Annotated in this window: 11 protein-coding genes and 1 pseudogene; 1 reads left to right on the top strand and 11 read right to left on the bottom strand. The window is 43.5% G+C overall.

Features of this window, described 5'->3' with window-relative positions; translation table 11 throughout:
* Positions 1-22 precede the first annotated feature (22 nt).
* The 10 genes from hrcA to L877_RS0110165 form a co-directional block, all read right to left on the bottom strand.
* The gene (gene hrcA, locus L877_RS0110210; RefSeq protein ID WP_034785669.1) at positions 23-1,066 is read right to left on the bottom strand and encodes a heat-inducible transcriptional repressor HrcA; all 1,044 of its coding nucleotides are present in this window, start codon (positions 1,064-1,066) and stop codon (positions 23-25) included.
* A gap of 237 nt (positions 1,067-1,303) precedes the next feature.
* On the bottom strand, positions 1,304-1,798 hold the full coding sequence (locus L877_RS0110205) for a CvpA family protein (RefSeq protein WP_026835983.1): 495 nt from the start codon (positions 1,796-1,798) through the stop codon (positions 1,304-1,306).
* A 24-nt stretch (positions 1,799-1,822) separates the two neighbouring features.
* Positions 1,823-2,980 carry a DUF5711 family protein gene (locus L877_RS0110200; RefSeq protein WP_026835982.1) on the bottom strand — a complete coding sequence of 386 codons (1,158 nt, stop codon included), beginning with the start codon at positions 2,978-2,980 and terminating at the stop codon, positions 1,823-1,825.
* Between the two features lie 63 nt (positions 2,981-3,043).
* Positions 3,044-3,640, bottom strand: a complete 597-nt coding sequence (recR, locus tag L877_RS0110195; RefSeq protein WP_026835981.1) for a recombination mediator RecR — start codon at positions 3,638-3,640, stop codon at positions 3,044-3,046.
* A gap of 2 nt (positions 3,641-3,642) precedes the next feature.
* The gene (locus L877_RS0110190; RefSeq protein ID WP_026835980.1) at positions 3,643-3,996 is read right to left on the bottom strand and encodes a YbaB/EbfC family nucleoid-associated protein; all 354 of its coding nucleotides are present in this window, start codon (positions 3,994-3,996) and stop codon (positions 3,643-3,645) included.
* Between the two features lie 23 nt (positions 3,997-4,019).
* Positions 4,020-5,600: a DNA polymerase III subunit gamma/tau gene (gene dnaX / locus L877_RS0110185; protein WP_026835979.1), complete on the bottom strand. Its 1,581-nt coding sequence runs from the start codon at positions 5,598-5,600 to the stop codon at positions 4,020-4,022.
* 28 nt (positions 5,601-5,628) lie between these two features.
* A complete protein-coding gene (locus tag L877_RS0110180) occupies positions 5,629-6,702 on the bottom strand; it encodes a 6-phosphofructokinase (RefSeq protein WP_026835978.1) in 1,074 nt (357 codons plus the stop codon).
* Between the two features lie 2 nt (positions 6,703-6,704).
* Positions 6,705-7,988 carry a diguanylate cyclase domain-containing protein gene (locus L877_RS13670; RefSeq protein WP_051437821.1) on the bottom strand — a complete coding sequence of 428 codons (1,284 nt, stop codon included), beginning with the start codon at positions 7,986-7,988 and terminating at the stop codon, positions 6,705-6,707.
* A gap of 91 nt (positions 7,989-8,079) precedes the next feature.
* On the bottom strand, positions 8,080-9,477 hold the full coding sequence (gene gltA, locus L877_RS0110170) for an NADPH-dependent glutamate synthase (protein WP_242837148.1): 1,398 nt from the start codon (positions 9,475-9,477) through the stop codon (positions 8,080-8,082).
* A complete protein-coding gene (locus tag L877_RS0110165; protein WP_026835976.1) occupies positions 9,477-10,319 on the bottom strand; it encodes a sulfide/dihydroorotate dehydrogenase-like FAD/NAD-binding protein in 843 nt (280 codons plus the stop codon). Before L877_RS0110165 ends, gltA begins: the two co-directional genes overlap by 1 nt.
* Before the next feature lie 269 nt (positions 10,320-10,588).
* Between L877_RS0110165 and L877_RS0110160 the strand changes: the two genes are divergently transcribed.
* On the top strand, positions 10,589-11,968 hold the full coding sequence (locus L877_RS0110160) for an MATE family efflux transporter (RefSeq protein WP_242837147.1): 1,380 nt from the start codon (positions 10,589-10,591) through the stop codon (positions 11,966-11,968).
* 131 nt (positions 11,969-12,099) lie between these two features.
* Here the strand turns inward: L877_RS0110160 and L877_RS14325 are convergent.
* Positions 12,100-12,359, bottom strand: a pseudogene (locus tag L877_RS14325) (group II intron reverse transcriptase/maturase); the annotation flags it as partial.

Here is a 12,359-nt window from a genome sequence, read left to right as displayed (position 1 = left end):
TCTATTATTATCTATGCCCTAACTACTTGGACTTGAATATCTCGTCCAACTGCTGCATGCAATTTTCCAATGTGCCCACAACCTTCTTATAATTCATTCGCTTTGGACCCACAATACCGATCTTGCCGTATACGCCTTCGCGAATCTTGTACGTCGCTGTGACCACTGAACAGTTTTTCATCGCTTCAACCGGGGACTCATCTCCAATGTATACTTGAATTCCATGCTCCTCCGGATCTGAGTCGTCATTGACCCAAGCTTCCAGCTTTTGCTTCTCCTCGAAAGTAGTAAGCAACTCAGCCATCTTCTCCTTGTCAGTGAGCTCCGGATACTTAAGAATATTGGTGGCTCCCGAGGTATATATCTCAGAAGTGTCATCCTCTCTCAAGGCCTCTCCAATGCAATCAAGCACGCTTGCTGCGATATCACTGTACTCTCCGGCCTTATTCTTAATATCCTGCATAATTCCCAGGTTGATATCATTTATCTCCAATCCACCGAGAGCTGCATTAATAAGGAAGTTAAGTTGTGCAACAACATTTTCATCCAAATCTTCCATCAGCTCGATGAATTTGTTGGTAACATGATTGTTGTCTAGAACTACAATCACCAGAAGCTGCAAATCTGCCATCTTATTTAACTGAATAAACTTGATTTTCTTACTTGCATATCTTGGCTTGGAAACCATGGTGGTATAGTTCGTATTGTCTGCGAGAAGCTTTGCTACCTGCTTGAGAAGAAGATCAATCTTATCTTCTCTCTCAATCATAACACTGGTTTCAGTCTCATCTGCTTCCTCAGTATTCAACAACTTGTCTACATAATACCTATAAGCCATATCCGATGGAATTCGACCTGCAGAGGTGTGAGGCTGAATGATATAGCCCATTTCCTCCAGATCCGCCATCTCGTTGCGAATAGTTGCAGAACTGATACCTAGGTCCTTATACTTTGAAACTGTTCTGGAACCGACAGGCTCTCCTGTCTCAACATACGTCCTAATAATAATCTCGAGGATCTTCTTCTTTCTCTCGTCCAGCTCCACTCTATCACTTCCTCTCCGCACGCTGGCTTCATCTCTTAATTGGTTGCTTAGTTACTTGTGCTTTTTGTTAGCACTCGATTATCCCGAGTGCTAATTATTTTCTAACACTAATTTACCACCCTTAAATGGGTTTGTCAAGAGTTTTTTCTTAATTGTATGCAAATATTTCTAATCATCAGCAAATATATCCCCAAAACACAAAAATCCCCGACATGGTCTAGATAAGTTAGACAACGTCGGGGAATATTTTCTATTATATTATAGGACCTTGAATCCCAAAGTCTTTAGATATGCCGGGAATGGATTGAATTTCTCAATGTACATGATGAACTCACTTTCGCGAGCAGAATTTGCAATCTTACCCACATACATGTATTCCTGGAAAGCTCCGATAAGCGCCAAGAGCGTCCATACTAGGATTACACCTATGATAGCTCCCATAACCGCGCCTCCAAAACGACTGAGCACGGTTATGCCCGGTGCATCGTCCACAACTTTCACGATATGCGAAAATACTTGGAATACAACTATACAAATTACAAAAGAAATTGCAAATGCAAATCCCATTCTTGCCGTTGTAATGCTCGTTGGGAGAAGTCTCTCTATAACACGACAAACTCCGATTGATGCAGCCACTATAAGAATCCATTTGATAAGGTTAAAAATCGACATGATAATTCCACGATTCGCCCCTAATAGTATGGATACCAGTACTACGGCAACGATAAAAATCTCTAAAAACAGTTTTTCCATGATTGTTTCTCAAACCTCTCTTTATTAATTCTTGACCTTGATTTTTTTTATTGTCGATGAGTCGACAAAATAATAGTGATTTCCCTCCACCGCTGGGAAGAAGTACTCAAATACCTGATCAAAGCGATAATGAAACTTCTTACTGCCATTGGTTCTAAATATATCACAAGTTTGCTCATCTGTAAAGATAATGTCTTCACCCGATATCATGACATTGGAGTAGACAACTGAAATCGGCATTTCAAAAGACTGATTTCCGCTGGTGTCATAGAGGTGAAGCTTTTGATTGCCATCCTCTATGGAGCCTGTGACTAGCAGAATATTTTCATCTGAAACCGCCACGCTCTTAGGCGCGTCCTGGAGAGTTACTTTGTTCTTCTCCGTTGGTTTATTCATATCGGAAAAAACAGAAAAACCATTTTCCGTGAATACAGCCACTTTCTCGTTGTCAAGGAACTTTATCTGTCCTATTCCGGTGTCAGAAAAAGACGCTCCGCCAACCATGTGGCTGCTGTCCTTGATATCGTCCCCAAAATTATAAAAGCAAACTTTATTTTCCATATGACCATTTTTCACAGCAAGATACGCAACAACTACGCACTTACCATCCGGCGATATGTCAAAGTCCAAAGTATAACCGCTCTCGTCGATATTACTCGGTATCTCGATTTCAAGCGGATTATCTTCAAATACATTGTAAATACAGAGATTATCCGAATCCTCATCGTGGAGCAGAGCAAGAACCTCTCCTGTCCCGGCAACTTTACACCTAGAAACCGGATAATCTGTCTGGAATGTCACGCCGGACTCCTTACCTGTCACACTTCCCACGAAGAATTTCTTGGCCCCCGCATCGGTCACCACCACGTAATCTTCACAGGTGTCGACTACAGGTTTATCCATCTCGTAGCCACCATTCCAGGTGCTCTTTCCACTTTCATTGATAAGTGAAACGCCATCCTTACTGTATTTTAATATGCTATTTTTAAAAGGCAAATATGTAACATTATTGCTGTCTGCCCTTTCCGCTTGAGATACCACGACATAGTTCTTAAGTGTTCTCGTACTAAAGTATCTAATCACGAGGATTACCCCCACAACCAGAGCCACTGTAAGGCATGCAAACACAATTAACTTGACATTTACCTTCTTTTTTTGACCTTCATCTATTCCATATAACACAGCTTACCTCCCGATGGAAAAATATTCCGCACCCCGATACTCTCCGGACTGCTGCCAATCCATCTAGCACTCTGTTCTTCCCTTTAGAGCTCTATACAATGTAACTTCATCAATATACTCCAAGTCGCCTCCTACCGGAACTCCGCTTGCAATTCGCGAAGTCTTGATTCCAGCGGGTTTGACCAGTTTGCTTATGTACATCGCAGTTGCTTCGCCTTCTAGCGTCGAATTGGTGGCGAGAATCAACTCATCAACCTCTCCCTGAAGGCGAACCATCAACTCCTTGAGTCTTATATCATTCGGAGTGACTCCAAGACTTGGATTAATCGTCCCCTGAAGCACGTGATAAACACCGTTGTACTGCTGGGTTTTCTCATATGCCACCAGGTCTCTCGTGTCCTCCACAACCATAATAGTCTTGTGATCACGCTTTGGATTGCTACATATTGGACACTCATCCTTGTCCGTGAGAGTGAAGCAAGTCTTGCAATATCGCACCTTTCGCTTGGCATTTATAATTGCCTCCGACAGCTTTAGCACCCTCTCTTCCGGCATATTCAAGATGTGAAATGCCAGGCGCTGAGCCGACTTACTTCCAATGCTCGGAAGAGAAGCCAACTCCTCAATTAAACTATCTATGGATTCAGAATATGTATTCATAATTAGAATGGAAATCCTCCGCCAAGGTTAAGTCCGCCTGTAAGGGCCTCCATGGACTTACCATTTTCCTCGTCAACTTTTCTAAGCGCCTCATTAGTAGCTGCCACGATGAGATCTTCGAGCATCTCGATATCATCAGGGTCCACAACTTCTTCTTCCAGCTTGACTGACAAAATCTCTTTCTTGCCGGTAACTCTTACTGTAACGGCGCTTCCGCCTGCAGTTGCCTCGAACTCCTTTTCTTCCATCTCGCGCTGCTGCTCCTCCATCTGGCGCTGCATTCTCTGCGCTTGTTTCATCAAATTATTCATGTTTCCAGGAACTCCACCCTGGAATCCACCTCCACGTCTTGCCATCTTAATCACCTTTCTTATTCTTATTAATCTGTAAATTCTATATCAACATCGCCCTTAAATATATCCCGCAAATCAGGCAGTGCACTGAACTCAGTACCGCTGTGAAGGGTAAGCTTTATGTTGACTTTTTTATTGATAATATCAGCAATAACTGCATCCAAATCCTCTCGAGAATCAGCCTGCTCAAAAGCTTCCATCGCCGTCTTGTCTTGAAATGCGAGAACGAGATTGTAATTGTCATCAGTTGTGACTACCGCCTTATTCGCAAATGTTCTGAGAAATGGATTTAGGCGACTTTTGATCTGATCCCATGCCATGACACATTGCTTAACATCATCCGGAAGAGCTTTCTCAAGCTTTTTTACCAGTTCTTCTCTGTTCACAGCATTTTGCTTCGCTGTCGCACCATTTTTGCCCATATTACTTAACATTTCTTCAGATATGGCCACACCGTTTTTAATATCACGCTCGATGTTGTGAACTCTGTTTACGATAGAATCCATATCAGTCTCCATCTCAGGCTTGCACATTCTAATCATGGCGATTTCCATGCAAACTCGTTTAGATGAAGCATACTTTATCTTATTTTCCAGGTCCGCCAATACGCGGATATATCGATATACAACCTGCGGCTCAAGTAATCCTGCAATTTCCTTAAGTTCCGCCATTGAATCGGATGTCATGTCAATTAGTACTTCCGGTTGGTCTGTGCTTATGGCCACCAGAACATTTCTAAAATACCACAGAAGTTCAGAGCAAAATCTCTCCAAATCCTTGCCCTCTGTAATCGCATCATTGACAACTTCTAACACTGTGGGAACATTTCCCTGGGCCAACGCCCTAGCCAGCTTACTGTAGGCCTCCTCTTCCACTGAACCGAGTATCTTAAGCACATTGTCATAAGTGAGTTTCTGCCCGTAGTAAAATGATATACACTGTTCCAACAAACTGAGGCCATCTCGCAATGCACCATCAGCCAGCTTCGCTATATATGCCACAGCCTCATCATCTGCCTCCACGTTTTCACGTTCGAGAAGCTCTCTGAGCCTGTCAGCAATAGTCTCCACGGGGATTCGCTTAAAATCATATCTTTGGCAGCGGGACAAAATCGTGATTGGCACCTTGTGCACCTCTGTCGTCGCCAATATGAATATCAGGTAGGCCGGCGGTTCCTCCAAAGTCTTCAAAAGAGCGTTAAACGCAGACTTTGATAGCATATGAACCTCGTCTATTATATAAACCTTATACTTACCCTCCGGTGGTGAGTACTGAACTTCTTCTATTACCTGTCGAATGTCATCGACACCGTTATTACTCGCCGCATCCATCTCGATGACATTCATGGAATTGCCGCTTGCGATCCTCTTGCACATCTCACACTCTCCACAAGGGCCCTTGTCTGAAGGGTTCTCGCAGTTCACGGCCCTGGCAAATATCTTGGCAATTGTAGTTTTACCGGTTCCTCTGGTCCCACAGAACAGGTACGCGTGGCCGATGTGATCATTTTTTATCTGATTGTTGAGAGTTCGCACAATGGCATCTTGCCCCTTGACATCGTCAAAAGTGTCCGGGCGAAATTTTCTATAAAGCGCTTGATACGCCATATTACTTCCTTTCTAAACCGGAGATTTGTCAATCTCCGAAACTGATTCCCAAGTCCTTTGCCTGCTTGATAATGGATGAATCAGGATCAACCATCTTAAGCTTTCCGGCAACTTCTTCCAGTGGAACAGGAACAATATCGTCCCCCTTGATTCCCACCATGTTTCCGTAATTCTTCTCCATTATTAACTTGGCTGCTGCCGCCCCAAGTCTCGTGGAGATTACGCGATCATACGGACATGGGCTTCCGCCGCGCTGAGCATGTCCGGGCACAGTTATACGAATCTCCTGACCTGTTCTCTCCTCGATTTCAGCTCCAATTCGATAGGAAATGCTCGGATACGGATTATTTTTCAGTTTCTGTTTGTATTCTTTTTTAGTTAATTGGGCATCTTCCTTGGAAATAGCCCCCTCCGCAACTGCCAGGATAGAGAAACGCTTTCCCTGTTCCTTTCTCTTTTCAACCGCAGCTACGACTGAATCTATGTCATATGGGATTTCCGGAAGAAGGATGATGTCAGCTCCACCGGCAATACCGGCATGGAGTGTAAGCCATCCAACTTTGTGTCCCATGACTTCTACGATAAATACGCGTCCATGTGAAAACGCTGTTGTGTGAATTCGGTCAATGCAATCTGTTGCCACATCTACTGCACTTTGGAACCCAAATGTCATATCAGTTCCCCAAATGTCATTGTCAATTGTCTTTGGAAGTCCAACTACATTGAGTCCCTCTTCTCTGAGAAGGTTGGCTGTCTTTTGCGTGCCATTTCCCCCTAAAATAACCAGACATTCTAGATTCAACTTTTTGTATGTTTCCTTCATGGCAAGCACTTTGTCAAGACCATTTTCATCGGGCTTTCTCATGTGTTTAAAAGGTTGTCTGGAAGATCCAAGGATTGTTCCTCCCTGAGTCAATATCCCAGCAAAATCCTCCCTCTTCATGACTTTGTAATTCTCATACATAAGCCCCTTATATCCGTCAAGAATACCTATAATCTCATAATCATCTGATGATGCATATAGAGACTTTGCAACACCTCGCATTGTGGCATTGAGCGCCTGACAATCTCCACCACTTGTCAAAAATCCTATTCTTTTCATACTTATTCCTCCTCCAAGTCATACCATACTACGCGATTTCTTCCACCTTCCTTACCCTCATATAAGGCTTCATCAGCCTGCTTGGTAAGCTCATCTGTAGAATACTTCTCGCTTCCCTTTGTTGCTCCGAAAGTCATCGTAACATTTAGCTCTTGGCCATTATATACGACTTTTCTTCTTCCGATACTACTTTGTATATTGGCCAAAACTTCCTTGGCAATAAGATCGCCACTTACCTTGTACACAATGAGGAATTCTTCACCACCCCATCTGATTACCTCGCCTCGTCCTCCAAGCAGCTCAACTAGCCCCTTGGCAACGTGCTGCAACACTAGATCTCCACAATCGTGACCGTAAGTGTCATTAAATTTCTTGAAAAAGTCTATGTCCCCAATCGCCACATAGAAGCCCTCTCCGGTAATCCTAAGGTTACTGGCAGTTTCTCGCAAGAGCTTTTCTCCGTGTCTTCTATTGTAAATTTCTGTCAGCGCATCTCTCTCAATAAACTTTTTGAGAGAATTACTCATCTGAACCGCGGAATTCCCCAAAACACCGATTTCATCCCCGCGACCTGTAACATTTGAGCTGAGCTTATCTTCAAAATTTCCTTTTTGTACACTGTTAAAATATTCCTGGATTTGATGGGTACACTTAATTATTTTCTGTGCATAAATCCATATGAGTACCACTATACTCAAGAGGCCAAGTCCGATTATCAACCCCAACGGAACCAGCTTCTCATAAATAATCTTTTTTACATATCCTGCATCTTTGGCAGTTGCTATCATTCCAATCACGTTATCCGCATCATCTGTAAGCGGATAATAATATGTAAAGAACTTCTTGCCATTGATAACTGTTTTGTTATATAATTTTCCCTCTTTGGTGGTCTCCATTTCTTTTACAATTGACTTGTTGGCCAGAGACCCAACAATAGGACTCCCCTTCTCATCTACAAGGGTTGTTGCCACTCTCATGTCGGCATAAAATATAGTAATCTCGCACTTACTAATATCTTTGTGCTTCTTAAGCAGACTCTCTGTCTCGGAGATCTTCTTGTCTCCCTTATATAATTCCGAATTTTCCTTGTCATACTTATATTCACCCGGAAATGTGGATTCATATGCATCGTAAGTGAGTAGCGCAACATTTTTCAGACCATCCTGAACCTCGCCCTCAATAGATGTTCTAATCTGCCTAGAGCTGTAAGCTACTATAATCACGCCTAGCAGCATAAGTGGAATAATAGTCGTCAAGACAAGCGACTTTGTCAAAGATTTCCCCATAACATCACCTTTTCATGCCTGCGTACATAGCCTATGTATCAATTGTCACGGAAAGCCACCCTTATGAATGGCTTTCCGAAATACAATCTAATTAGTTTTTGCTCTTAATATATTCGTCAATTGACTTTGCTGCTGCCTTTCCAGCTCCCATTGCAAGGATAACTGTCGCAGCACCTGTAACGGCATCTCCTCCGGCATATACGCCTTCACGAGTTGTCTGTCCGTTCTCGTCCTTAGTAATAAGACATCCGCGGTTGTTAGTCTCAAGACCCGGAGTAGTTGAGCGAATAAGTGGGTTTGGACTAGTACCGATTGCCATAATAACTGAGTCAACATCAAGTACAAACTCGCTTCCCTCTTTGGCCACAGGACGACGACGTCCGCTTTCATCCGGCTCACCAAGCTCCATCTCTATGCACTTCATACCGCAAACCATACCATCCTCATCGCCGAGAATCTCAAGCGGATTGTTGAGTGTCTTGAAGATGATTCCCTCTTCTTCAGCATGCTCAACTTCTTCTTTACGTGCAGGAAGCTCTTCCATACCACGTCTGTAAACGATATATACTTCCTCAGCACCAAGTCTCTTAGCACTTCTTGCAGCATCCATAGCAACGTTACCACCGCCGACTACTGCAACTTTCTTAGCATGCTGAATTGGAGTCTTGCTGTCCTCTTTGTATGCCTTCATGAGGTTAATACGTGTGAGGAACTCATTAGCTGAGTAAACTCCCTTAAGGCTCTCGCCCGGAATATTCATAAATCTTGGAAGGCCGGCACCTGAACCAACAAATACTGCCTCATTGCCCATCTCGAAGAGTTCATCAATGGTAAGGATTCTACCGATAACCATATTGGTCTGAACGTCAACTCCGATTGCCTTCAAGTTGTCAATTTCCTTCTGAACAATTGACTTTGGAAGACGGAACTCAGGAATACCATATACAAGCACTCCTCCAGCAAGGTGAAGAGCTTCATAAATAGTAACCTCATAGCCCATCTTAGCAAGATCTCCGGCAACTGTAAGTCCACTAGGACCCGCACCGATAACTGCAACCTTGTGTCCATTGGACTCAGGCTTAACAGGCGCCTCTGTGCAGTGCTCTCTGTGGTAATCGGCTACAAATCTCTCAAGACGTCCGATTCCAACTGCCTCTCCCTTAATACCGCGAACACATTTGCCCTCACACTGGTTCTCCTGTGGGCAAACTCGTCCACAAACAGCTGGAAGTGAAGTCTGCTTTGACAAAACCTCGTAAGCGCCCTCGATATCCTCATTGGCAACTCTCTCGATGAAAGCTGGGATATCAATCTGTACAGGACATGCGCTCGTACATGGTTTATTCTTACAATTGAGACATCTTCTCGCCTCATTTACTGCCATCTCATATGTATATCCGAGTGCTACCTCGTCAAAATTCTTATTTCTTACGTCCGGGTCCTGAACGGGCATCGGACACTTTTCCATAGACATATTTCTCTCTGCCATTATGCGTTAGCTCCTTTCAAAAGATTACAACTCGCCTCGCGCGCCTTGGTCTCAAAGTCTTTGTACATGGTTCCTCTGTGCATAGCTTCGTCAAAGTCAACAAGGTGTCCATCAAAATCAGGGCCGTCTACGCAAGCAAACTTTGTCTCTCCGCCAACTGTAAGACGACATCCGCCGCACATACCTGTACCGTCAATCATAATAGGGTTCATACTTACAACTGTCTTGATATCATACTTCTTAGTTGTAAGGCATACGAATTTCATCATGATCAATGGTCCGATAGCGATTACTTCGTCGTAATCATTTCCCTCATTGATGAGCTTCTCGAGTGCATCTGTTACAAGTCCCTTTTCTCCATAACTTCCATCATCTGTCATCATAACGAACTTGTCACTGGCATTTTTGAATTCATCCTCAAGGATGACTAAGTCTTTATTTCTAAATCCAACGATTGCGTGAACTTCAGCTCCCATTTTATGGAGTTTCTTTGTTACAGGATATGCAATCGCTGATCCAACTCCACCACCGATAACTGCTACTTTCTTGAGTCCTTCTGTGTGAGTAGGAACTCCAAGAGGGCCAACGAAATCGTGCAAACTCTCTCCTTCCTTGAGAGTGTCAAGCTCCATTGTTGCACCACCAACAATCTGATAAATAATTGTTACTGTTCCAGCTTCGCGATCAAAGTCTGAAATAGTAAGTGGAACTCTCTCACTGTCTTCCTTCGCCCTAAAAATTATGAACTGCCCTGGCTCTGCTTTCTTGGCAATCAAAGGAGCTTCGATCACCATCTTTGAAACAGTTGGATTCAAAGATTCTTTTTTTACAATCTTGTACATGCTATTCCTCCTATAATCTTTCTCTCAAATATGCTCTCAAGCCTTTTCATGCAAAAAACTATAAACAGGGCTGTCTTCTACATGACATGTCGCTTGGAGAAATGTACAAAAGGGCATAATACCCCCTAAACAACAAAATTGTACCACATTTTCTTATTATAAGCAACTTTTAGAAAAAAAAATATGTTAGTTTTTTTCAAATAGTCCTTGAAAATAGTCTGTGACGGTAGTAGAATAGTCGTACAACTATCTTGATAGGAGGAGAACACTTGTTAAATAAGTTTATTGGGACAAAAAAATTCTACAAACACGTCATGATGATTGTACTGCCAATCATGGTCCAAAATGCCATCTCTAACTTCGTAAACCTCTTGGACAACATCATGGTTGGCCAAGTCGGAACAGCTGAAATGTCCGGAGTCTCTATCGTCAATCAGCTTTTCTTCATATATTATTTGTGCATCTTTGGTGGTTTATCGGGTGCGGGAATATTTACAGCTCAATACTTCGGCCAGGGCGACAACAACGGAATCAAGCACACCTTCAGATACAAATTTTGGGTTGGCGCAATCGTATTTTCCATCGCCATGATTGTCTTCTATGCATTTGGCCCAAACCTCATCTCCCTCTATCTCAACGGAGAAAATGCCGGCGGAGACCTCACCAAGGCACTTGAACACGGCTCCGCATACATGAAAATAAGCGCCATAGGACTTCTGCCCGTCATGATTGTAAATGTCTACGCAGGAACTCTGAGAGATTGCGGAAAGACAACTCTTCCCATGATCGCCAGCATCTGCGCAGTATTCATAAATCTTATTTTAGACTGGCTCCTGATTTTCGGACATTTGGGACTCCCTAAAATGGGCGTCGAAGGAGCCGCTTTGGCAACAGTAATTGCCCGATTCATCGAAATGTTCATCGTGGTGATCTACTGCCACCGCAACACAGAAAAACTTCCTTACATCAAGGGAGTCTACAAGACATTGCTCGTTCCAAAGGAAAATGTCAAGGAATATTTTCTCCGCGGCATGCCACTCATGCTCAACGAAACCCTGTGGTCAGCCGGCATGGCAATGATAATGCAGTGCTATTCCACAAGAGGGCTTGAAGCCGTCGCCGCAATCAATATAGGAAATACTATTTCCAACGTACTAAACGTGGTATTCTTCGCCATGGGAGACGCGGTAGCCATCATAGTAGGGCAACTCCTCGGCGCCGGAAACATGAAAGAAGCAAGAGACACCGACACGAAGATAATAGCCATGAGCTTTGCATCCGGCTTATTCGTATCAATAGTCCTGGTTTTTCTGTCGGGATTCTTCCCAAGCTTCTACAACACCAGCGACTCCGTAAAGAAACTCGCTTCCAATGTTATCCTGCTCCAAGCATGCTTTGCTCCATTCATGGCATTGCTCCACTCCACATACTTCACCCTGAGATCCGGTGGAAAAACTGTCATCACATTTATCTTTGACAGCGGTTTCCTGTGGGTCATCAGCTTCCCCGTGGCCTTCTGCCTTGCCAGGTTCACCGCAGCTCCACTAGTCGTCCTAATCCTGGTAGACAACACCATCAACCTGTTCAAGACGGGCTTCGGACTGTATTTGGTGAAGAAGGGCGGGTGGATGCAAACCATAACTGTATGATGCTTCTGTCAATTTCTCGGGGAGGAATGTCAGCACTAGATAAGTATAATCGAGTAGGAGGGAGATTTGAATAATCCCCCGACCTCTCACACCACCGTGCGTACGGTTCCGTACACGGCGGTTCAATCAACTTAACAAGTAACACACCTTTCGGTGTAGTAATCTAACATTGAGACTAATCCAAATGAGGTTAGTCTCTTTTTACTTATAGCTTTTTGTACCCATCCATTGTGAGCGAGTCTTGCATATCTGTCTCCACAATAGGCGATTTTATACGCTGCCCATCTTGGTACGTCCAGCTTCATCAAATTCTTAGCTCTATTCTGCGGAGTTTTCCAATGCTTCCAAATACACATACGAAGTCTGAATCTGATGTTTCCATCAAGTTCTT

Source organism: Eubacterium xylanophilum ATCC 35991 (assembly GCF_000518685.1).
Lineage (GTDB): Bacteria > Bacillota > Clostridia > Lachnospirales > Lachnospiraceae > Eubacterium_F > Eubacterium_F xylanophilum.
Note: the sequence above shows the minus strand (reverse complement) of the source record. Positions and strands in the feature narration are given on the sequence as shown.

Bases quoted from the DNA above. Each gene is read 5' to 3' on its own strand.
- L877_RS13670 (WP_051437821.1), bottom strand. From the start codon at position 7,988: ATGGGGAAATCTTTGACAAAGTCGCTTGTCTTGACGACTATTATTCCA.
- recR (WP_026835981.1), bottom strand. From the start codon at position 3,640: ATGAATACATATTCTGAATCCATAGATAGTTTAATTGAGGAGTTGGCT.
- dnaX (WP_026835979.1), bottom strand. From the start codon at position 5,600: ATGGCGTATCAAGCGCTTTATAGAAAATTTCGCCCGGACACTTTTGAC.
- L877_RS0110205 (WP_026835983.1), bottom strand. From the start codon at position 1,798: ATGGAAAAACTGTTTTTAGAGATTTTTATCGTTGCCGTAGTACTGGTA.
- gltA (WP_242837148.1), bottom strand. From the start codon at position 9,477: ATGGCAGAGAGAAATATGTCTATGGAAAAGTGTCCGATGCCCGTTCAG.
- L877_RS0110190 (WP_026835980.1), bottom strand. From the start codon at position 3,996: ATGGCAAGACGTGGAGGTGGATTCCAGGGTGGAGTTCCTGGAAACATG.
- L877_RS0110165 (WP_026835976.1), bottom strand. From the start codon at position 10,319: ATGTACAAGATTGTAAAAAAAGAATCTTTGAATCCAACTGTTTCAAAG.
- L877_RS0110180 (WP_026835978.1), bottom strand. From the start codon at position 6,702: ATGAAAAGAATAGGATTTTTGACAAGTGGTGGAGATTGTCAGGCGCTC.